The organism is Acetobacter sp. A11-2, assembly GCF_040208445.1.
In the GTDB taxonomy this organism is placed as follows: domain Bacteria; phylum Pseudomonadota; class Alphaproteobacteria; order Acetobacterales; family Acetobacteraceae; genus Acetobacter; species Acetobacter oryzoeni.
Window position 1 is genome coordinate 1,962,456 of record NZ_CP157843.1, and the last position, 22,592, is coordinate 1,985,047.

At 48.9% G+C, this 22,592-nt stretch carries 20 protein-coding genes and 1 pseudogene; 13 read left to right on the forward strand and 8 right to left on the reverse strand.

Annotated features, from left to right (window positions below; genetic code table 11):
* Positions 1 to 121: 121 nt before the first annotated feature.
* Together ABNV41_RS09560 and ABNV41_RS09565 are read right to left on the reverse strand one after the other, a co-directional pair.
* A pseudogene (locus ABNV41_RS09560) lies at positions 122 to 721 on the reverse strand (flavin monoamine oxidase family protein); the annotation flags it as partial.
* Positions 722 to 837: 116 nt separating this feature from the next.
* Complete coding sequence (locus ABNV41_RS09565) at positions 838 to 2,082, reverse strand: M20 family metallo-hydrolase (protein ID WP_205737124.1); 1,245 nt, start codon at positions 2,080 to 2,082, stop codon at positions 838 to 840.
* Positions 2,083 to 2,209: 127 nt separating this feature from the next.
* Between ABNV41_RS09565 and ABNV41_RS09570 the strand changes: the two genes are divergently transcribed.
* Positions 2,210 to 3,006 (forward strand): IS5 family transposase gene (locus ABNV41_RS09570; RefSeq protein ID WP_082779839.1). Its coding sequence is split into 2 segments (ribosomal slippage): positions 2,210 to 2,549 and positions 2,549 to 3,006, totalling 798 coding nucleotides; the frame shifts between segments, so codons are not numbered across the junction.
* Here the strand turns inward: ABNV41_RS09570 and ABNV41_RS09575 are convergent.
* Positions 2,996 to 3,907 carry a glyoxylate/hydroxypyruvate reductase A gene (locus tag ABNV41_RS09575; protein ID WP_050820029.1) on the reverse strand — a complete coding sequence of 304 codons (912 nt, stop codon included), beginning with the start codon at positions 3,905 to 3,907 and terminating at the stop codon, positions 2,996 to 2,998. The two genes, ABNV41_RS09570 and ABNV41_RS09575, sit on opposite strands and share 11 nt — an antisense overlap.
* Before the next feature lie 35 nt (positions 3,908 to 3,942).
* A complete protein-coding gene (locus ABNV41_RS09580; protein ID WP_050820030.1) occupies positions 3,943 to 4,806 on the reverse strand; it encodes a dimethylarginine dimethylaminohydrolase family protein in 864 nt (287 codons plus the stop codon).
* 315 nt (positions 4,807 to 5,121) lie between these two features.
* Here ABNV41_RS09580 and ABNV41_RS09585 point away from each other — a divergent pair, with 315 nt between their 5' ends.
* The 9 genes from ABNV41_RS09585 (at position 5,122) to ABNV41_RS09625 (ending at position 15,201) form a co-directional block, all read left to right on the forward strand.
* Positions 5,122 to 6,075, forward strand: a complete 954-nt coding sequence (locus ABNV41_RS09585; protein ID WP_050820031.1) for a LysR family transcriptional regulator — start codon at positions 5,122 to 5,124, stop codon at positions 6,073 to 6,075.
* Positions 6,075 to 7,652 (forward strand): ABC transporter substrate-binding protein/permease, encoded by a 1,578-nt coding sequence (locus ABNV41_RS09590; protein ID WP_080986819.1) that lies wholly within the window; start codon positions 6,075 to 6,077, stop codon positions 7,650 to 7,652. The genes ABNV41_RS09585 and ABNV41_RS09590 overlap by 1 nt, the downstream gene beginning before the upstream one ends.
* Complete coding sequence (locus ABNV41_RS09595; RefSeq protein WP_050820032.1) at positions 7,642 to 8,394, forward strand: amino acid ABC transporter ATP-binding protein; 753 nt, start codon at positions 7,642 to 7,644, stop codon at positions 8,392 to 8,394. Before ABNV41_RS09590 ends, ABNV41_RS09595 begins: the two co-directional genes overlap by 11 nt.
* Before the next feature lie 147 nt (positions 8,395 to 8,541).
* Positions 8,542 to 10,815 carry a TonB-dependent receptor gene (locus tag ABNV41_RS09600; RefSeq protein WP_087651980.1) on the forward strand — a complete coding sequence of 758 codons (2,274 nt, stop codon included), beginning with the start codon at positions 8,542 to 8,544 and terminating at the stop codon, positions 10,813 to 10,815.
* A gap of 29 nt (positions 10,816 to 10,844) precedes the next feature.
* Complete coding sequence (locus ABNV41_RS09605) at positions 10,845 to 11,204, forward strand: hypothetical protein (protein ID WP_349934631.1); 360 nt, start codon at positions 10,845 to 10,847, stop codon at positions 11,202 to 11,204.
* A gap of 16 nt (positions 11,205 to 11,220) precedes the next feature.
* On the forward strand, positions 11,221 to 12,606 hold the full coding sequence (locus tag ABNV41_RS09610; RefSeq protein ID WP_012812390.1) for an IS1380-like element IS1380A family transposase: 1,386 nt from the start codon (positions 11,221 to 11,223) through the stop codon (positions 12,604 to 12,606).
* Positions 12,607 to 12,888: 282 nt separating this feature from the next.
* Positions 12,889 to 13,380 (forward strand): hypothetical protein, encoded by a 492-nt coding sequence (locus ABNV41_RS09615; RefSeq protein ID WP_349934632.1) that lies wholly within the window; start codon positions 12,889 to 12,891, stop codon positions 13,378 to 13,380.
* Positions 13,380 to 14,426 (forward strand): isopenicillin N synthase family oxygenase, encoded by a 1,047-nt coding sequence (locus ABNV41_RS09620; RefSeq protein WP_050820035.1) that lies wholly within the window; start codon positions 13,380 to 13,382, stop codon positions 14,424 to 14,426. Before ABNV41_RS09615 ends, ABNV41_RS09620 begins: the two co-directional genes overlap by 1 nt.
* Before the next feature lie 37 nt (positions 14,427 to 14,463).
* Entirely contained in the window at positions 14,464 to 15,201 is a 738-nt protein-coding gene (locus ABNV41_RS09625; RefSeq protein WP_050820036.1) for a class II aldolase/adducin family protein, read from the forward strand.
* 125 nt (positions 15,202 to 15,326) lie between these two features.
* Here the strand turns inward: ABNV41_RS09625 and ABNV41_RS09630 are convergent, their stop codons facing one another.
* Positions 15,327 to 17,003, reverse strand: a complete 1,677-nt coding sequence (locus ABNV41_RS09630; RefSeq protein ID WP_050818574.1) for an alpha-keto acid decarboxylase family protein — start codon at positions 17,001 to 17,003, stop codon at positions 15,327 to 15,329.
* Between the two features lie 321 nt (positions 17,004 to 17,324).
* Entirely contained in the window at positions 17,325 to 17,915 is a 591-nt protein-coding gene (locus ABNV41_RS09635; protein WP_349934634.1) for a histidine phosphatase family protein, read from the reverse strand.
* 119 nt (positions 17,916 to 18,034) lie between these two features.
* On the opposite strand from ABNV41_RS09635, the gene ABNV41_RS09640 reads away from it, so the two are divergent.
* The 3 genes from ABNV41_RS09640 (at position 18,035) to bfr (ending at position 21,693) form a co-directional block, all read left to right on the forward strand.
* The gene (locus ABNV41_RS09640) at positions 18,035 to 19,999 is read left to right on the forward strand and encodes a triacylglycerol lipase (RefSeq protein ID WP_050818576.1); all 1,965 of its coding nucleotides are present in this window, start codon (positions 18,035 to 18,037) and stop codon (positions 19,997 to 19,999) included.
* A complete protein-coding gene (locus tag ABNV41_RS09645) occupies positions 19,996 to 21,021 on the forward strand; it encodes a DUF4105 domain-containing protein (protein ID WP_050818577.1) in 1,026 nt (341 codons plus the stop codon). The genes ABNV41_RS09640 and ABNV41_RS09645 overlap by 4 nt, the downstream gene beginning before the upstream one ends.
* A 186-nt stretch (positions 21,022 to 21,207) precedes the next feature.
* Positions 21,208 to 21,693 carry a bacterioferritin gene (bfr, locus tag ABNV41_RS09650; RefSeq protein ID WP_003624713.1) on the forward strand — a complete coding sequence of 162 codons (486 nt, stop codon included), beginning with the start codon at positions 21,208 to 21,210 and terminating at the stop codon, positions 21,691 to 21,693.
* A 51-nt stretch (positions 21,694 to 21,744) separates the two neighbouring features.
* On the opposite strand, the gene ABNV41_RS09655 is transcribed toward bfr, so the two are convergent.
* Together ABNV41_RS09655 and ABNV41_RS09660 are read right to left on the reverse strand one after the other, a co-directional pair.
* Positions 21,745 to 22,104 (reverse strand): ArsC family reductase, encoded by a 360-nt coding sequence (locus ABNV41_RS09655; RefSeq protein WP_050818578.1) that lies wholly within the window; start codon positions 22,102 to 22,104, stop codon positions 21,745 to 21,747.
* 25 nt (positions 22,105 to 22,129) lie between these two features.
* On the reverse strand, positions 22,130 to 22,576 hold the full coding sequence (locus ABNV41_RS09660; protein ID WP_349934635.1) for a hypothetical protein: 447 nt from the start codon (positions 22,574 to 22,576) through the stop codon (positions 22,130 to 22,132).
* Between the last annotated feature and the right edge of the window lie 16 nt (positions 22,577 to 22,592).

The following is a 22,592-nucleotide window of genomic DNA, read 5'->3' on the forward strand; positions in this document are numbered from 1 at the left end:
CATACCGGCCAGTGGCTTCTGAAAGGCCACATCAACAGGCCTTACAGAAGACCGCACACGATCACACGTCAATATTGGTCAGAAAACTCTTGCATAACGGACGGTAACCACAGAAGAAATCCGCGACGATATCGTCCAACTTGTGCTGATTGATTGCCTTGGCGAGAAGTTCTGCCGTAAATCCGTAAAAATCGGCAGAAAACTCCCTGTACCTTACGGATTTACCACCAAAAGTATCACCTGAATGCAGCCACGTGTTATGATTGACCTCAATAAACGGCTCAAGCTCAACCCCAAACTTCCGGCAATAATATAGCAATCCTTGATGGTGATACGGAATACGCCACGGACCCGGATTGAAATAATTCCCGTTTGAAAAACGAACTTTCTGTGACGCGCCCCCCAGTTCCGTTACGGTATCTCCCGCACGCAAGCTGATATTACGGCCACCACTGCGGTTCTGAAACTCCAGAATCTGAACATCATATCCAGCCTTGCGCAGTTCATACGCCGATAACATACCTGCCAGCCCCGCCCCGAGAACCAGAATTCTAGTTCCCTTTTTAGCGCCAGTAAGAGAAGGAGGATGTGTAAAATCAGTTCCGGCGGCATGCCCCATAGTGGTCATGGCTTGATATAGCGCCACACTGCCTGCCAATGCACCAATACGCGTAAGCAATTGCCGCCGTGTAAAAGGGAATGAATGATGAGGTTGTGACATCAAAAAATCCCGTCATTTTTGTATTCAGCGTTACCGAACTCTGCGACAAACATTCCAAAGCATCATATGAAAAATGCAGGGCTTTTACATATATCGCTTTACATGAATATATCTGTTCAAAATGCCTGATCTGCCTTCAACACGGCATGCAGCATCACGTTGCTTCCGGCCGTTGCATCTTCCTGCGTTGCACTTTCTGCTTCGTTATGGCTGATACCCTGCCAACATGGCACAAAAATCATGGCGGTTGGCACAACCCTAGAAACATACACAGCATCGTGCCCGGCGCCGGATACAATATCTTGCATGCTATAATTCAGCTCTTTCCCGCTTTCCCGAACACAGGCAACGCAGCGCTTATCAAAATGTACGGCTGGGGAATTCCATGTCGGCGTTATGCTGACCTCCACACCTGCCGCTTGCGCACATTCCTGCATACGGCGCAGGAAATCTTCTTCCATACCCTGCAACGCGTCTTCCGATGGATTCCGCAAATCCACAGTAAAGCGCACTTCCCGCGGAACAACGTTGCTGCTGGCAGGAAACGCCGTGATAATGCCAATGGTGCTTAAACCATCAGGCGCATACGCTTGTGCCACGGCATTCACTTGGTCAATCATACGTGCGGCGGCCAATAAGGCATCCTTACGCATGGGCATGGGGGTTGTGCCTGCATGTGCAGAGCGGCCGCGTACCACAACCTCATACCAGCGCATGCCCTGCACGCCGGTTACAACACCTATGGTGCATTCTTTGGCTTCCAGCACAGGACCCTGTTCAATATGCAGCTCAAAATATGCTGCCGCCGGATGCTGCCCGCAGTGTTCTTCTCCTACAAAGCCACCACGTTCCAGTTCCTGCCGCAACGTTATGCCAGTTGCATCTGTCCTGCTGCTGGCAAATTCCTCTGTAAAAGCACCACCAAAAACACCTGAAGCGAGCATGGGAGGCCTAAAGCGTGCCCCTTCCTCATTTGTCCAGTTCACCACTTCGATTGAATGCCGCGTATGAATGCCTGCATCATGAAGCGCACGCAAAACCGCAATACCGCCCAATACGCCTAAAATGCCATCAAAACGGCCACCTGTAACTTGAGTATCCAGATGGCTGCCCATCATAATGGGAGGCAGATCATTTTGCAGGCCAGCACGACGGGCAAACTGATTACCCATAGAATCATGGGTTACAGTACATCCCAGCGCCTTGCAGGTTTGTTCAAACCATGCCCGAACCTGAAAATCTTCATCCGAAAGAGCAAGCCTACATATGCCACCTTTGGCCGTACCGCCAAAAGCAGCAGTTGTGGTGAGATCATGCCACAGCGCCTGTCCATTCACTGTCAGATCGGCATATTGGCTCATATTCTGCACCTTTTCTGTTTCAGGCTTTTTGGTATTCAATATCCACGCGCAACATCACATAACAAAGCGGGCCGCTCTCCCCGCTCTAGGGCCTGTTAGATCTTGAATTTCTTCCCATATTGTAGGGATGGAAGAAGGAGACAGAACAGGCACCTTTACGGACGAGACATGGGCGATCTGGGAACCTCTGATTGAGGAGGTTCGCCCGAGGGGCAAGACGCCGCCACATGATCTGCGGCGGACGATAGCAGCGATTTTCTGGCGTCATGAGAATGGCGCGAAATGGCGGAGTATCCCCGCTGAACTGGGTCCGTGGTGGCGGGCTGCGCAGCTTTTCATCCGCTGGGCGAAGCTCGGCGTATGGGAGCGGCTGCTCGCACTGGTTCAGGAACAACAGGGAGTGGCATTCGGAATGACTTTTCTGGATGGCACAAACATCAGGGCTCACCACAAAGCGGCGGGAGCCCAAAAAAAGGGGCCTCTTTCGAAGAGCGAGACCATCGTGAAGCACTTGGCCGCTCTCGCGGCGGCTATGGCACAAAAGTCTGCGTGATCGCTGATGGACATGGAAAAGCCTTCGGTTTTGCGCTGGCCCCTGGACAGGCTCATGAACTGCCTCTGGCACCAGCCATGCTCGACAGCCTTCCCGCCACTCCCCTGTGGGTAGTAGCGGACAAGGGCTACGCGTCGAACGCCATGCGTGAACGGATATGGGACATGGGAGCACGGCCAGCCATTCCTGCGAAACGACGCGATGGCCCGGTCGCCTGCCCCAAATGGGCCTATCGGTGTCGGCATCTCGTTGAGAACCTCTGGGCTCGCCTCAAGGAGTGGCGCGCTGTCGCAACCAGATATGAAAAAACAGCAACGTCGTTCCTCGCGGTCATCCACATCGCTGCCGCAGCAGACTGGATCAAGCCCTAACAGGCCCTAGGCATGCCACCACATTCGCTGCGTAACGGGCCTGCATTTCACGTGATGCCTCAGATGCAACATGCGGCGTAAGTATTACGCGTGGGTGCTGCCACAAGGCAGATTCTGCGGGTAATGGTTCGGGCGTAACAACATCCAGCACGGCACCACATAACGTGCCATCATCCAGTGCTTTCAGAAGATCTTTCTGTACAACGTGTTTCCCACGGCCAACATTTACAAATCCTGCACCTTTTGGAAGATGCTGGAAAAAGTCAGAATCAATCAGCCCTTCTGTTGCAGGCGTTGCTGGTAACAGATTTACCAGAACATCCACTTCGGCCAAAAATCCGGGCAGATTCTCTCTACCGCTCCAGACTGTTACGCCTTCCACATCAGAATGCAGACGTTTCCATCCGGAGACACAAAAACCAAACCTGGCCAGATCCTGCGCAACAAAAGCGCCAAGATGCCCAAGGCCCATCACGCCCACTCTGGTTGTATCGGATGTGCGGCTGCATACATTATTGCGCCATATAGCGTGCTGTTGCTGGAGAGCCCATGTGCGAGCCCCCCTGAGAAGACTGATGACTGCCCACAGCACATAATCCGCCATCAGGCGGGCTGTCTGCTCCCCGCCCATACGCACCAAAGGCACATCCTGCGGAAAATCCGGCAAGGAAAGCAGATGATCAACACCTGCTCCTGTGCATATAATGCCTTTCATATGGGCAAGGCATTCCACATGCTCTGGTTCTGGTTTCCAGACCAAGGCATAATCATCAGGCTGCAATTGCCACGCAGGGTCAAACCATGAGCAGATAGGAAGACCAGGCGCAACCGTAGCAAAAGCCTGCCGCCAGCTTTCAAAGACCTCGTGGCCATCTGCGCTGATTACAATACGAGCAGGCATTTGCTATTCCTTTCTTTGTAAAATCCCTAAAGCTTTTACAATGGCTGCCTGCGCAAAGGCATGGTCATGCAATGAATACTGCCGCCACCACGGGAAAACTGATTGAGTTCTGGATCAAGAACTGTCAGCCCTTCAGCGCGCAACATCTGATTGATACGCACGGAGTGACGTGGGCTTACCACCCTGTCTTTCCCCAAGGACAGTACGTTACACCCCATATCCCGCATGGCCTCACGATAGCTTACCGGCAGAATACGGATGCCCTGTTCACGGAACCATTCCAGATCAGCTTCATCCAACACATCCACGGCAGCAATCGCAAGGTTTTCCGCAACCATGCAGAAAATGACATCAAGATGAAGAAAATGCTCTGGAAAGTGAATCATGCGGCAGGTCCAGCCAGCTTCTTCAAACCAGCTGATGAATTCGGCCGCCCCTTTTGCATCCGTCCGGCCGCCACTTACACCAACGGCTAGCAAACCAGGGCGAATGATATGGATATCCCCGCCCTCAATACGCCCTGCGGTACATGTGCGCCAGATTTCATCCGGTGCGTAAAAAGAACGGATTTCTTTTTCCTCTCCTACACGTTCCGGGCGGGAAAGATTTGTAACAACAGTGCCAAATGGTGTGGTTTGTGAACTGTCTCGCGTATAAACTTCGTACGGCATGTTTTCATGCGGCACCAAGAAATGGCAGGACACATCCTCGCTTTTAAGCGTTGAAACCAGTTCATCAAACTGAGTACGCAAGGCGGTGCGATCTATGTTTCCACCATGCGCCATTGTTTGAATAGCAATATCGTTACTTGGAATCCATTCATAATAATCAGGCGGACACAAAAGAACGTCTGCCAGCACGCCGGTTTCGCTGTCTATAAACCACCTGTTTGCAGCCATGTCTTGAAATTCCTCAAGGTATCTGTTTCAAGCACAGACTATCCGAGAGATACTGCAATCCGAATACGAACGGACAAGAGTTCACTTTAGTTTTTTCACAAATATATTCAAATCACCCGGAAAACCGCCTTTCTCCCGCTTTCTGCCTCCGACATGTTGATAATTGTCCGCAGTTCGCTCTTCACAGCCCATGTTTTACACGCCATAATCATTCCTTATAAGAAACAATAGAGCCTTGTTAATCAAGCCAAAGGATCCTCCGACAGTTTCCTCCATCTTTATCCTGACGCCCCACCCAGCAGGAGCATTCAAACCATGATAGGAAGCAGCCATAAAAAACCCCGTCCCAGAAAAAGGCCGCGTGGGTTTCAAGGGCATGTTTCGGAAATAGACCTGCGCCTTCTGCGTGTCTTTCATACTGTGGCAGAACAGGGTGGGTTCAGCGCCGCTGAAATAACCCTGGGGAAAAGCAAGTCTTCTATCAGTCTGGACATTTCAGCCTTAGAAACACGTCTGGGGATCACCCTTTGCCTACGCGGACGAAGTGGCTTTGCACTGACAGATGAAGGGCGTGAGGTGCTGGAGGCAACACATGCGCTTTTTCTTAATCTTGAACAGTTTCGCCAGCAGGTGAACCAAGCCAGCGGTATGTTAAGCGGCACGTTCAACCTGTATGTGCCCGACAACATACAGACCCACGGTGAAACACCGCTTGTAAAAGCCATTCATACATTCACACAAAACCACCCAAGCGTATTTATGAACCTGCATTCTGCTGCAACCAAGGAAGTGGAAGTGGCGGTTATAAACGGGCAGGCTACGGCTGGCATTGCCCTTTACGCCCAGGGAGAGGCCCCTTTAGGCAGCCGTCCACTGGTGGCAGAATCATCTTTCCTGTTCTGCGGCGCCAGGCATCCTCTCTTTCATATGCCTGAAAAAGAAATCACGCTTGATGTGCTCACCAGCCAGCGCATGATCAGCGTTGCCGATGCTGCAACATCCAAAGCATGGGAAGAAATACGCCCGCATTTCACCTACCATGCCAAGGCGGACAAAGTAGATGCACGCGCTCTTCTTATCCTGTCTGGCAGTTACATTGGATTTTTGCCGGAAATTTTTGCAGCACCTCTTGTGGCGCAAAAATTACTACGCCGGATTACCTTTAATGATCTGCACCTTATAACCTGCTGCCATTTTTTGGCTCGCATGTCTCCCGAAACCAGCCTGATGGTCGAAACATTCCGTAATTTACTGGAAGCGTCATATTAATGTCCCGCTTTTTCCCCCATCAGCCACTCATGCAGTGGTTCCAGCATGTTATCGCGCTGCTCGGCATCCTTTTTATGGCTTCAGGCCAGCTGGGATCAGCACGAGCCGAAGAACTTCCTTCGTTTATACATGATGGCACACTGACCATCTGCACCAACCCGACCCTTCCCCCCATGACCTTCGTGAAAGGGCAGGATGTCACACATCCGGAAGGGTTTGATATTGACGTTGCACATTTTCTGGCCACACGCTGGCATGCGCAACTTTCCGTTGTTACCATGGATTTTACAGGATTATTCCCCAGTCTGGGCGCCCAACGTTGTGGCCTGGTCATGAGTGGCATTATCCGCACACCCCCGCGAGAGAAAAGCTTTGATGCGGTTTCCTATCAGGATACGGCGCTGGTGGTGGCAGGACGTGCAAATACTCCTGTTCTGACCAGTATGGATGAGTTGTCTGGCAAGGATGTCGCTGTAGAATCTGGCACAAGCTATGTGACCCGCCTTGGCGTCATAAACGATGCCCTGGTTGCTGCAGGCAAAGCCCCTATGATTATCCAGCAATATCCAACCGAAGAACAGGTTGTACAGCAGGTTCTTATTGGGCGGGTTTTTGCATTTGTCAGCCAGGATGTTGAAATCTTTTTTCGCATGCGGCAGCTTCAGGGCAAACTACACATCCTTCTGACCCCGGATATTCCGGATTACCGACATTTTGCCATTTACCTGCGCCAGAACAAGCAGGATCAGGAACTGCTCCAAACAGCAATCACTGCGCTGGAAACAGATGGAACACTGGCGACACTACGCAACAAATGGTCCATTACCGATCAGTCCACAAAACAAGGGGCAGATGCGTCTTCCTCTGGCTCGATATTTGATTGGAATGCCTTTTTTTCTGCGCTGACATCCCGCGCCTTTCTCCATGGCGCCCTGATTACATTAACCGTGGCCCTCCTTTCTCACATCATCGCCATCACTTTGTCCGTGCCGATTGCCATTGCACTCAACAATCCTCAACGGTCTGTTCTCAAAATTGTTCTGGAAGGATATGTCGCTCTTTTTCGTGCCGCCCCAACATTGTTGCAGCTTCTTTTCATCTGGAACGCTGTGCCGCAGTTTTTCCCCATTTTTCGTGAACAATGGTTTACGCCCTTTTTGGCGACAGTTCTGGCCCTTTCCATCAATGAATCTGCTTATCAGGTGGAAATCAACCGTTCCGCACTCAGCGCCGTAGATCCGGGGCAGGAACTTGGCGCCAGCGCACTTGGACTAAGCCGACGTGATATTTATTGGCGCGTTATTTTTCCGCAAGCATTCCGTATTGCTCTGCCGCCTACCATCAACGAGTTTATCAATCTTCTTAAAATTACATCTCTTGCCTCTGTTATTTCACTGCAAGAACTTCTGGCCGTGACACAAATACAGGTTGCACGGACCTTTGCCTTTACAGAATATTATGCTGCGGCTCTGGTTTATTACCTGGTCATGGTCTTCTTTTTCCTTTTCCTTCAAAAACGGGTTGAACGACGCTTCACCTGGTCTGACCGCAAAAAGGTTGTGTCTAATGCAGCATGAATCCACAACCACCCCCATGATTTCCGTGCGCAGCATGAGCAAACTGTTTGGAGAGTTTGTAGCGCTTGACCGCTTAGACTTTGATGTGGAAAAAGGGGAAAAAATTGTTATTCTGGGGCCATCTGGATCTGGAAAATCTACCCTTATCCGCACATTAAACCGCATTGAGCCCCACGATAGCGGAACGCTTAAAATCAACGGCAAGTTGATTAATGACAAAACAGATCCTATCCAACTCCGCTGTATGGTCGGTATGGTTTTTCAAAACTATAATCTGTTTCCACATTTAAGTGTTTTAGAAAACTGTATTCTGGCCCCCATGCGCGTCCGGCACATGACACGCACTGAGGCCACAGATCTTGCCCGCCGCTATCTCAATCAGGTGGGCATTCCCGATCAGGCAGATAAATACCCTATTCAGCTTTCTGGTGGGCAACAACAACGCGTTGCGATTGCCCGAGCACTATGCATGCAGCCAGAAGTGATGTTATTTGACGAACCTACCGCGGCACTTGATCCCGAAGCGATTGTAGGTGTGGTAAGCATTATAGATGAACTGGCTGAACAGGGTATTACAACAGTATGCGTAACGCATGAAATGGCGTTTAGCCGCCGTATTGCAGACCATATTATCTTTATGGATCAAGGGAAAATTCTGGAAATTACGCCTCCAGAAACTTTTTTTACAGCACCACAAACGGATCGTGCACAAAATTTTCTGAACCAGATGCTCCGTTACTGAACAGCATCTCAATATCAATCAGAAAAAGTATGCTTGAGTCATTCCTAAACGAAGGCGACCCAATTTCATTGTCAAATAGAAATGAAAAGCCGGTTGTCTTCGCGCCCCAGAAACCGGTTCCAATAGGAATGAAACAGGAATACGGGCATGAAATCATCTTTTTTACATCGGTCCTTCCGTTTTCTGGCCGTTGTTCCAGCATATATCTCACTGCCAACCCTGCCCTGCCTGCTTCTGGCATCAACATCTTCTTTGGCTGCTACAGCAACACCCACCGCTAGCACGCAGCCTGCTTCGGCGCATTCTGTCTCTCCTGGACGAAAGCATGCAGTCGTTACGCCACGCCGTAAAAATACCGCCCCACACATGGGTTCTACTGAACAGCTGGAGGTAACACGCTCCCACACACACCGTTATCTGTCCTCCCCTGGCACGGTGAACGTTATGAGTGGCCAGGAACTGCGTGCACTGCGCATTGAAAGCCCAAAGGATATTGCCGCATTTACGCCTGGTGTTACGGCAGTAAACGCCACTTCCGGTTCAACACCCATTTTTTCTATCCGTGGTGTTGGTTTGGATGACTATATCGGCACAAACATGGGGGGAATTGGCATTTATCTGGATGGGCTGCTGGCACCGTATCCGGTATTTTATAATGGCCAAATGCTCGATACAGAAAATGTTGCGGTGGAAAAAGGGCCGCAAGGCTTTGATATGGGGCGTAGCTCTACAGGTGGAACGGTCAATATTCAGTCTGTAAAGCCTTCTGATAAATTCGGAGGTTATGCAGAATGGGGGTATAGCAGCTATAATACAAACCGTGGTCGGTTTGCTGTAAACGTACCCATCACCAACAAAATTTACAATCGCACAGCCTTTAACTACGTAAAGGGTGATGGCTGGCAAAAAGATGTTGGAACCGGTGCACGCTATGGATCGCAGGATCTGCTATCTATCCGCAACCTGACCAAGTTTGTGATAGATGACACTTCCTCCGTATTGTTGAATCTGCATTATACACGAGACAAAGGTACCCCGATGTCTCCGCAAGATCTGGATCCCGTAGATGGTGTAGGGCCACATCCACACGCCAATGCTGTCAATGTCGGAAAAGACCCTGCTAAACGTAATGAAAATGGAGGCGGTGTTTCTGTTGCCTATACCAAAGCCTTCAACTTTGGCACATTCACCTCCACCACCGGCATAGATTTCTACCGCCGTGATGATTACGACAACTACGATGGCACATCCAACGAATATGGTGATTATCGTTGGAATGATACATCCATCGCGCAATCACACGACATGCACCTGCGCATGAATCTTGCAAAAATTCTCCATCTGACCGTAGGTGTTTATGAGTCCTATGATAAAATTGATGGCAGTTACACAAGCTTCCGCAATTCCTTGTCTGCCACACCACCATATTGGCTGAGAGACCAGTTTTCTCAGCAAAACCTGTCTACAGGCCTGTACGTCAACACAGTTACCAATATCACCAAAAAGCTGGATTTCATTGCATCCGGCCGCCTTTCCTACGATGAACGCGGCTTTAATGGTGGCACACACAATGTTCAGACAGGTGAGCAAAGAACCTTTCTGGACACTACTCACGCGTATCATCGTTTTACCGGGCGTGTTGGCCTGCGCTACCAAATTGTACCTGGCACTTACGCTTATGGCACCATTTCCAATGGTTATAAGCCAGGCACATATTTTGCAGGCCCCGTGGCCGCCACATCTGCTCTGGATTACGTAAAGCCTGAAAACCTGATTGCGTATGAAGTTGGGATCAAATCCTCCCTCCTGCATAACAAGCTTGTTGTGGAAGGTTCTTTATTTGACTACGAATATCATAATCGGCAGACACTTTTCTTCGCGCCCATGCCAGATGGATCAAACTCCCTTACACTGGGCACAATTTCCCGGGCACGCACTCGTGGGGGAGAACTCTCCAGCACGCTGCATAATCTCGTCCCCAATCTAGATCTGCGCGGATCATTTGCCTATCTGGATGCTCAGGCCAAAAGCCCTGTAGGTTCCATTAATGGGCTACCGCTAGATCCTCCCGTTACGCATAATTCGCCTTTGCCATTCGCGCCGCGTTTTTCATGGAGCGCCGTTGCCCGTTATGGCATCGACATGGGCCTTTACCGTACAACATTACAAGCCAGCTACACATGGAAAGACAACATGTGGGTTGCTCTGGGGGACCCCAACGCCAAATCCAGCAAGATCAGCTCCCTTGGCCTCCGCATGGAATTCGGCCCCAAAACCGGCAAGTGGACTGCTGCCGTATATGTTGACAATCTGCAGAATAAGCATGGCACAACCTATTCCTTCACCGGCAGTGATGATAACCGCGCCCAGTATATTCAGACACCACGCTGGGTTGGCTGTGACCTACACTACAACTTCTGAATACTACACAAGAAACCGGGAAAGAGCTTATGAAACTTGAACTTTTCCGCACATTGTGGGGGGATAGCCGCCGATGGGATATCCCTCTGGCAGAAGCACGCAAAGCCAGTTTTGTGGGGTTGGAGGCACGTATTCCTCCAACTCATGAAGAGGCTCAGGAATGTGCTGCCATTTTACAGGGAGAAGGCGCTCCCTTCATTGCTATTGCCATGACAGGTGGAGGCGTTATTCCGCGGCAGAGTGCAACAGTGCAGGATCATCTAGATGATCTGCATGATGCCATAGACCGCGCATCGCTTATGAACCCTCGACGCGGAAATCTCACAGAAGGGTTGTACATCGGGTTAGATTATGAAAAAGTCTGTTTTGTAGAAAAGAAATTTCCATAATCATCAAGAAAACCCGATGCAGACAGAGTGTAGCGCAGGCGCGTATGAGTTTCCAGCCTCCTGTGGACGGCGTGTTGTGGCCCGTTTTGACGGGGGTCGCATGAGTTCGGATGGGGGCGTCATTCTGGTGAAGCAGGCTGATGACATTCTGGGGCTCAGCCGCCGCTTTGCTGCCTGTTTTCGCGATAAGCGGCATCCCGGCTTTGTGGAATACCGGGTTGAAGACCTTGTCCGTCAGCGGATCATGGGCCTGGCACTGGGCTATGAAGATCTCAATGATCACGATGCCCTGCGGCATGACCTGATCTTTGGTCTGGCCTCGGGTCGTCTGTCAGGAGGCCGGGCAAACTGCGCAGCATTGGCTGGCAAATCTACACTGAACCGGTTGGAGCGCAGTGGGCACAAGGCAGATCGTTACTGTCGGATCATTGCTGATCATGAGGCCCTGGCTACCCTGTTCGTCACGCTCTTCCTTGACCAGCATGAGCACGCACCCGCCCGGATCGTTCTGGATGTGGATGCCACCGATGACCGTATCCATGGCCATCAGGAAGGCCGCGCCTTTCATGGATATTACGGCCATAACTGCTATCTTCCCCTGTATGTCTTCTGCGGGGACCATCTCCTCAGCGCTACCCTGCGCACGGCAGACAGGGACCCGGGGAAGGAAGCACTGGCAGACATCCGCCGGATCGTCGAGCAGATCAGGAGCCGTTGGCCCCGGGTGCGTATCCTGGTGCGTGGGGACAGCGGTTTCGCCCGGGACAGTCTGATGACATGGTGCGAAGACAACCACGTTGACTTCCTGTTCGGGCTTGCAGGCAACACCCGCCTGTATGACCGGATTGCCTCTTTGTCCGCTGAGGTTCGTGACGAAGCCGCCACGACAGGCAGAGCTGCGCGCGGTTTCGCCTCCTTTGACTGGATCACAAAGGACAGCTGGACGCGCCGCAGGCGGGTCGTGGCCAAGGCCGAATGGCGCCACGGCAACCGCTATCATCGCTTCATTGTCACCACCCTACCGCAGGGAATGTCCGACCCCCGCCATCTCTACGAACAGATTTACTGCGCACGCGGGGATATGGAAAACCGCATCAAGGAATGCCAGATGGATCTGTTCTCAGACAGGACCTCGTCCCACACCATCCGGGCCAACCAGCTCCGGCTGTGGTTCTCGGCCGCAGCCTATGTCCTGCTGACCGCTCTGCAAAGACTGGCCCTTGGCCAGACCAGCCTGGAGACGGCGACCTGTGGCACCATACGCGCACGGCTGCTCAAAATCGCGACACGTGTAACGCTCAGCGTCCGTCGGATTGTCCTGTCCATGCCGGACATGTTCCCCTGTCAGCATGAATTCGCCCTCGCTCATGCACGATTGCGAAGGCTCCGGCAGGCCATCTGAAGAAACAGACAGTGCACAGACCACATAGCTTCCACCAACACTGCCTTCTCAGGCCGTGACACCCTCACTGCGTTCAGAACCCGCCGCCAGAAGCAGAATATCGTCAATATTCCAGATCGGGCTCCTGTGGGATGACTGAATTCTACAAAATGACCCGAAATTGCCTCAAGTGTGAGAAATCCGCGTCGATTTATTAATATTTTAGGAGGAAATGATCGATGGCCTGCTCACAAACAAGCTGAATTCATAGCATCTGCGCAGGAAATATGTCGTGCAGCAAATATGATGTGTTGTTTTGAAACACATCGCTCCCGCATTCTGGCAACACCCTGGATTACACTTGATGTTATCAGGCAACTTCCAGATGTGCTCTTTACTGCTGACATTAGCCATTGGGTTGTTTGCTGTGAACGGTTACTGAATGATCCGGCAGATGATTTCTCCCCTTTCATAAGCCGTGTTCATCACATTCAGGCACGTGTAGGATATGATCAGGGCCCTCAGGCTCCTCATCCAGCAGCTCCTGAATATGCCCCTGCCCTACGCTTCCATCAGCATATCTGGCAAGAGATATGGCAAAGCCAGCGCACGCGCGGATACACCACCACCACAATGACCCCAGAATGTGGGCCTGATGGCTATTTGCATACCTTGCCATTTACCAACATGCCCGTAGCAGACCTCTGGTCACTCAATGTCTGGACGGGCCAGACAGAATACGAACATTTTCAACATGTCATGTCAGATTCTGGCAACAAGAAGGAATTGGGTTGATGTCTGTTTCCAAGACCACTGAAACTTTTACCAGTATTCCGGTTATTGATATCAGCAAATTATATAGCTCTGACCTTGCAGAGCGTAAGGCTGTAGCAGAAAAATTGGGAGATGCGGCCCGTAATGTCGGGTTTCTTTACATTTCCGGCCATAATGTTGGTGCTGATCTGATTGAAGGCGTGCGCAAGGCTGCACGTGATTTTTTTGCCGAACCATTTGAAAAAAAGATGGAATATTACATAGGCACATCTGCCACTCATAAAGGGTTCGTGCCTGAAGGAGAAGAAGTCTATTCTGCTGGACGGCCAGACCATAAGGAAGCCTTTGATATTGGATATGAAGTACCTGCCAACCATCCTCTGGTGCAGGCAGGAACACCCTTGCTGGGGCCCAATAACTGGCCAGATATTCCGGGGTTCCGCTCCGCTGCAGAAGCTTATTACCGCGCTGTTTTTGATCTGGGTCGCACACTCTTCCGCGGGTTTGCCCTCGCATTGGGGTTAAACGAAAACTACTTTGATACAGTTGCAAATTTTCCCCCCTCCAAATTGCGCATGATCCACTATCCTTACGATGCTGATGCACAAGACGCCCCAGGTATTGGCGCCCACACGGATTACGAGTGTTTTACAATTCTGCTGGCGGATAAACCCGGCCTGGAAGTGATGAACGGCAACGGAGACTGGATTGATGCGCCGCCAATTCCGGGTGCATTTGTTGTGAATATTGGTGATATGCTGGAAGTGATGACGGCCGGAGAATTTGTGGCCACAGCACACCGTGTTAGAAAAGTTTCTGAAGAACGTTACTCTTTTCCACTATTTTATGCCTGTGACTATCACACTCAGATTCGCCCACTTCCTGCCTTTGCAAAAAAAGATGATGCTTCTTATGAAACCATAACCATTGGCGAGCACATGTGGGCCCAGGCTCTGCAAACATATCAATATCTGGTTAAAAAGGTTGAAAAGGGCGAACTGCAATTACCAAAAGGAGCACGTAAAACAGCCACTTTTGGGCACTTCAAACGCAACTCTGCCGCCTGAATACAAATTGTAGCAGACCTTTAAGGAGGTTTTACAAATGACAACACAGCAAACAGAACAGGAACTGCGGGAAGACCTGGCAGCCGCCTATCGGCTGATGGCGCATTTCAACATGACTGATCTTGTTTATACCCATCTTTCCGTTCGGCTTCCCAATGCCGGACATCGCTATCTGGTCAACCCGTATGGCCTGCTGTTTGAAGAAATCACAGCAAGCTCTCTGGTGATTGTAGATGCTGATGGCATTCCCCAGCAGGAAACCAGTTGGGCCATAAATCCGGCCGGTTTTGTCATTCACTCCGCCATACATGCCAACCGCCCCGATGCGGCATGTGTCATGCACACGCATACCGTTCCAGGCATGGTGATTGCCGCGCAAGATAGAGGCATTCTGCCACTTAACCAGATTAACATCGAATTTTACGGTGCTGTCGCTTTTCATGCGTACGAAGGTATTGCTGCGGATGATAACCTGAGCGAGCGTGAACGGCTTGTACGCGATCTTGGATCTCGCAATGCCATCATTCTGCAAAACCATGGCCTGTTAACCGTTGGCAGCACTGTAGCGCAAGCATTTTACCGTATGTATTACATGGAACAGGCCTGCAAAATCCAGATTGCTGCTCAATCTACCGGGGTGCCGCTACATATACCTTCAGAAGAAAAAATTCTGCGCACCAAAAGCCAGTTTGATACAGACCCCGATCAGGGCCAAATGATCTGGAAAGCCCTGCGCCGTAAATTGGACAGGGAACAACCCGATTATAAAAAATAAATTGAAACCTATTGATTGTAACAATATTTGTAAAATTTATTGTATAATAAATACATATAAATAACCCCCTCTTCTTTTACAAAAAGAAGAGGGGATAAATATTCTAGATTTCAACTCTCAAAGTATCAGGAAACCTGAGGCTTTCTGGCGTTAGCTGCAGCAACCTTCTTGCCCCATTTCACCAATGTTTTGGTGCAATCAGAACGTTCAATCTGACATTCAATAATGGTTGGGCCCTCACGATTTGCTTTGGCTTTTTTGATGGCCTCTGCCAGTTCACCTGCTGTAGTGGCCTTCATGCCCAAGCCATGCTCATCTTCAGCATTGAACACTTCCATCAGACCGGCATAGTCCCAGTTTTTGATGTAATTATACGGACCATCGTGAATAGCAATTTCAATAACGTAGCCACGATTGTTCACAAGGAAGATAATGACTGGCAGCTTATAACGCACCATCTGCGCCATTTCCTGCGCAGTTAGCTGGAATGATCCATCACCTACCATAAGAATATGCTGGCGTTCCTGAGAACCCATGGCGTTCCCAAAAGCCGACGGCACAGACCAACCAATATGCCCCCACTGCATTTCCAGCTCAACACGTGCGCCACGCGGCAAATCCATACGTGTGGCGTTGAACCAGGAATCACCTGTTTCAGCAACCAGAGTGGTATCTGATGTTAGCATTGCATTGATCTGACGGGTCATTTCATCATTCGTCAGGCGTGCATCTGCTTTGGCTGGTTCGATAACTGGCGTGTGTTTTTGACTTTCCTGCGCCGTTAACGGACGGCTGGGGGCTTTCTTTGCCAGCTCTTCAAGGAATTCACGCAACGTGAAACCTTCGTATGTTTTGCCGCCCACAGTGACGCGGTTGGGCTCTGCCAACAAAACATTGTCACCCTTGGGCCATGCTGTCCAACCTACTGTGGAGTAATCATTAAAGACGGGCGCGACACAGATAAGCGCATCAGATTTTTCAACCAGTTCCTGCGCGCCAGGTGAAGACACATCTCCCCAATACAGACCACGAAAACCTTTGTGATCTTCTGGGAAAAAGCTTTTTGCTGCTGCCATAATAGTAACAGCACAGCCTAACTTATCTGCCAGATGTTCTGTTTGTGTTTGTGCATGTGCAGCACGCACTTTGCTCCCTACAATTATGGTCACACGCTGAGATTTTTCCAGCAAATTGAGGGAAGCTTCTACCGCAGCTTTTAGGCTGACATCATCTACTCGCAATTCTGCCAGCAAAGACGATACCGGACCAGGACGCACACATTCTGCATCAGATACGTTACAAGCAATTTCAACATATGCTGGTTTGCGTTCACGCAGGGCCGTGCGGATAACATGATCAATTTTAGCCGGAGCAGATGCGGCATCAGTGATGCTTTCTGCCGCGCACGTTACATGCCGCATCATTTCCAACTGATAGGTATAATCATTTGTGCCCAAAGTATGATGCAGAATGCGGCCTGTGCCGTAATCATTACTATTGGGTGAGCCTGAAATCAAAATAACAGGCAGATTTTCTGCGTAAGCACCTGCAATAGCGTTCATGGCAGAAATAGCCCCTACGCTAAAGGTAACAACAGCTGCAGCTGCCCCATGTGCGCGAGCATAACCTTCTGCACTAAATCCACAGTTTAGCTCATTACAGCAGTAAACCTGCTCCATTTCCTTGTTCGCCAGCAACTGATCCAAAAGAACCAGATTGAAATCGCCGGCTACGGCAAAGTGGTGCTTTAATCCGATTTGAGAAAGACGCTCAGCAAGATACATGCCGACTGTATATGTCATGGGTTTAGTCACTCCTATCGGAATAGCCTCAAAAAACGGCTTTTAGCTAACACCCTCAACCTGACAAATGTCCAATATATGAAACAGCGGTCTTTCATATAAAAAAGATATTCCATATCCAAGAAAATATCTTTTATTTCTATCAGAAAATATATGTTAACCTATTGATATTAGGTATTTAATTTTCAATTAAGGAGAATTTTATACTGAAATTATTTATATATATTTATATAATATATCACAAAATGTCACCACATCGTGAATGATTATTCTTAACAAACAAAAATTTTACGGATATTTTTATAATTCCACCTTATGACTTCAAAATGGAGCAGAAAGTGTGAGAATACGCCACTTTCCCGCTCTACCTGAAAAAACACTCCAGCTTTCCGGATAAATGTCTAATTTATTTAGAATATGAAACGAATTTTTTATCTCATCAGCTAGAATACATGCACTCAAAGCACGTATGATAACAGGTGAAGCTATAACCAAGAATGTATCTTGATTTTGAGCTTTATTAAATAGGCTATCAAGCCAGGATTTTAATCTGATATGAAACGCGCACATACTTTCCCCCCCATTTGGAGAATATGTGGGGTTCATGAATTGCACCTGATCTTCCACCAACAAATTTTTTAACTGTTGTCCGGCCCAAATGCCATAATTCCTATTTTCCAACTTTGGTTCTAATTCAATACTATATTTAGAAAAAAAACGTTCTGGAGAAATCTGAATATCAGGCGCACAAAAAATACGTGTAATATTCTGTTTTTCTAAAATGTTTTCCTGAAATAACTTGGGTAATTGAAATTTTATTATTTCATCTTTTTTTGGTATATACCCTTTACGCACATTATCAGGCATACAACTTCCCAATAAAACAACACGTAATGCTGGCATATTGCGCATAATATCTTCCAATATTTTAGAGAACTCTCTTTCTGTTCATTCTGTTTGCCACATACTCGTGAACATCGTAAGTTCCGCCGCATATTTTAACGCTTGGGCGTGTTCTTCCGGAAAGCATAATGTCTGTTTTTTCTATAAGATTTATAAGAAAATTAAATCACAAAGCTTGTTACATTGCTGTTTTTCTGGCCCTTACAGGATGCACCCCTCCTGTATCTGTCAAGCAACTCAGTCTGACAGAAGCTTATCTGGACCGTACTCATACGGCCCTTAACGGGACAATCCTTAGCAACACCACCCGGATTGTGTTGGAACGCCAAAACTTGTTGGGCATATGGCAAGCACACCCAAGTGCCGCCATTGATATCCTGCGTAAAAGCACGCAAGACCAATTTTACACACCAGATCTAAATGACCAGCTTTTTGCGTTGGCTGAACTCAGCTACTTACGTGGCAAAAAACATAAGTCTCGCACAGATTTCATGGCTGCTGCCATGTATGCATATGCGTACCTCAACCCAGCGGATAAAACATCGGACCATCCCGATCCGTATGATCCACATTTTCGGCAAGCGTGTGATCTTTATATGCTCAGCCTGACAGAGGCCTTAGGATCACCCGCCAATGTGAATGCTCAACACTGGGTACTGCCATTTGGTGATCTGGATCTTTCATCAAACCCGGCAGAACATATATGGCATGGTTACGAATTAACCGATTTTCGCCCCACAGCACGCCTGACCGTAAATGGCGTTAAAAATATTTATAGTCATATGGGGCTGGGCGAACCTCTAGCCGCTATTCCGCATGTAGATGGCCGTGCCCCATCGTCCTTTACCGTGACGGACAAATTGCGCATCCCTGTCAGCCTGTTTATGGAAATACCTGATCCACGTAGGCAAGTTCTCTCCGATCATATTTCTGGACATCTGACTCTAACAGCGTTGGATGATCAGGGACATATTCTCATAGCAAAAAAAACACCCATCCCCCTGCAGTATGATCAAACAGCCTCGCGCGCGCTGAGCCTTAGCAATGCTGTAGATTGGTCTAGCGAGTACAAAGGTTTTCTGGACGGTCGTTTTTTTGATAACGGCCGCAAACCTCAGCTTATTGCCATAGAACCTCACCGCTATGGGTGTATTCCTGTTGTGCTTGTTCACGGCACAGCTTCCAGCCCGGGACGATGGGCTGATATGGTGAACGATCTTCTGGAAGATCCTCAAATCCGCGCCCATTTTGAATTTTGGTTTTTTTCTTACGCTACGGGCAATCCTATCCCTTACTCTGCCTTCCAACTTCGCCAGGCTCTGGAAGCTGCCATTCAAAACAACGGTGGCACGCAGGCCGATCCCGCGCTTGGGCATATGGTGCTTATTGGCCATAGCCAAGGTGGCCTTCTAGCAAAAATGCAAGTGATAGACCCCAAGGATAAACTCTGGAATGGCCTCACGCATCACCCTTTCAACAGTTTACACCTTACCCCAAAAGCCCATAGCTTTTTGCAAGAAACCCTGTTTCCAAAACCGTTGCCTGAGGTGCAGCAAGTTGTGTTTATTTCTACACCACAACACGGAAGTTACCTGGCTGCACTTTCTCTAGCGCATCTTGTAGGCCGTATGGTAACATTTCCCGTTAGTCTGACAGAGGTGATGCAACAAGTTGTTGCTGGAGAGTCCGGTTCAATACGCGTAAATATGAGCTCGTGGCGTATGGGCAGCGTCTATGGCATGACACCTCATAGTGCTTTTATCCGCTCTCTTGCCTCCATACCTGTTGTGCCGGAAGTGCGCACACATTCCATTATTCCGGTTTTGGGGGATGGCCCCTTAGCAACAGCCGATGATGGCGTGGTAAAATACCGCAGCGCACATGTTCCTTATGCTGATTCCGAACTGGTTGTGCGGCATTCTGGCCATTCCACACAGTCCAACCCAATCACCATCGCAGAGGTGCGGCGCATTCTGCTGGAACATCTGGCACACCTTACCCCGGGAGCGCCAGAAACAGGGGATATGAACAAACAAAATATCACACGTATTGGCGGTGAGTATCAGCCAACCACCCCCCCGGTACACCCATGAGCAAGCTTCCTCATAATTCTTCCACGCATGGCTGGATTTTTTGGATAAAAGCGGCAAGCGTATGCTTATTCAGCCTCTACTCAGCTGCGGCATTTTATTATTCTACCTTAACACCAGATATTCTACGCTTAGGCCTGAGCATTGTCTTTCCGCTGCTTGTGTTAGGTGCGTTCTTTTTTGCTCCTGCACGGCTTCGCCGCCCTGCCATTCCTGCTTTATGTGCTATTTTTGCAATATGGTATTTAACTGATCCTCCTCGCAATCATCGAGAGTGGGCGGGAGAATATGCGCTGCCGGCTGATGCCATTTTGACCGGTCGAACAGTGCACATTCAAAACATACGCAATTTCAAATACAAAACAGAAACGGATTATACGCCACATTATTACGATGCCACATATAATCTGGATGACCTTTCATCCGTAGATATGATCACCTCCTATTGGGCGGGAGAAAGCATTGCCCATGTTTTCCTTACCTTTGGGTTCAAGGATGGGCGCCACCTTGCGATATCTATTGAAACACGCAGGCAAAAGCGTTTCCCCTATTCTGCGATTGCTGGCTTTTTCCATCATTATGAAATGTTTTACGTGACTGCAGATGAGCAGGATCTGATTGGCGTGCGCACAGATATCCGTAAGGAGCGCGTCTATCTTTACCGGCTCTTCATTTCACCGCAAACACGTGAGCGCCTGTTTAAAAGCTATCTTTCGGAAATTCATTTCCTACATTCCCACCCGCGTTGGTACAATACACTTACAGATAACTGCACAACAGAAATTCTCTCCCGCGCTGGTGCACAACTGCATTATCGGCTGGACTGGCGCGTGTTGCTAAGTGGCTATACAGCATCCCTAGCTTATGATTTGGGGCTCTTAAACACGCAGTATGACTTCCCTACCCTTAAACGCCTAAGCCGCATACAAAGGCCTGAGGGCGCAACGCCAGATGCATACTATTCGCAAGAAATACGCGCTCATTTACCTTTAGATGACACACCTAAACTTTCACAAACCAAATAACAGAAATGTTATAATGGACACTACATACATAAGATGCTGTTTCGACAACAAAAAACACTAATAACATTTGCGAATAAGAATTACTTATTAAAACTCCTTGATATTTAACGATTTTCTGATTGCATTGTGCCTGAAATATCCGTAAAAAGACCTCACAAACCTCCATCAAAATCTGGAAATCGTATCATGGTAAAAGATCCTAAGGTTATCGAACATCTGAACACGCAGCTGACAAATGAGCTGACGGCTATCAACCAGTACTTCCTGCACGCACGCACCCTGCGCCACTGGGGCGTTACCCTGCTGGGCAAGAAAGAATACGAAGAATCCATTGAAGAAATGCGTCATGCTGATTGGCTGATCGAACGCATTCTGTATCTGGGTGGCCTGCCCAACGTTCAGCGCCTGAACACCATCCTGATTGGTCAGGACGTGAAGGAAATTCTGGAATGCGACCTGAAGCTGGAAGAAAAAGCTCTGGCTGATCTGCGTGAAGGCATTGCCTACTGCGAAAGCGTGCGTGACTTTGTTTCCCGTGATCTTCTACTGAAGATCCTTGAAAACGAAGAAGAGCACGAAGACTTCCTGGATCGTCAGTTTGATCTGATCAAGCAGATTGGCATTGAACGCTACATCCAGCTGAACTCCGCAGCTGCACCTGATCAGGAATAATCACTGATCAAAAATATGGGGCGTTTCATACGCCCCATATTTCCGTGCTATTTAATTTTTCGCAAATAAATCTGCATAGATTTCTGGCTTAAAGCCAACCGTGATCTTTCCCTGCGCTTCTAAAACAGGCCGTTTTATAAGGGAAGGATAAGCAACCATAAGCGCCAATGCGCGTGGTTCATCAATATTTTCTTTTTCAGAATCAGACAATTTACGAAACGTGGTGCCAGCTTTATTCAAAAGCTTTTCCCACCCAACATTTTGTGCCCACTGCTTGAGTGTAGCGGTATCTATTCCCTGCTTTTTATAATCATGGAAGTCATATGCTACACCGTGCGCCTCTAGCCACTTCATGGCCTTACGCATCGTATCGCAGGATTTAATTCCGTATATCGTTATTGGCGCGCTCATAAACCCTCCCAAGGCAAAGCAACTTTTATGGCTGGATATCCAGAAGTTTCCGCATCTCTTCCATAAAAGCTGTATCCTGCTCCAGATCAAACAGGCGTGCAGAAATGCCCGCATAGCCTACACAAACAGGCTTGGTTTTTACGGCATCCGCTTCTGTCAGATAACGCGGCACAATATGGGTATGGAGCGAAGGCTCCTGATTACACCATGTCTCATAATTAATGCGGGCAGCACCCGTGGCTTTCAGCAGGGCATCACCTACCGTTACACAATCTGCCAAATATTGCATACGTTCCTGCCCTTGCAGGTCATTCAGGCTTGGCACAATAGGGTCTGACAAAAGCTGGCAATAACCTTGTACAGGCTGTGTATCGGCTACAATAAGCCAACCTGAAGGCATACGCCCGATAACTTGAGGGAACTTTCCTTCCCTCGCCCATTCAACACGCTGCTGAATTACATTTTTTGTCATGTTTTGCCTCAGTTAT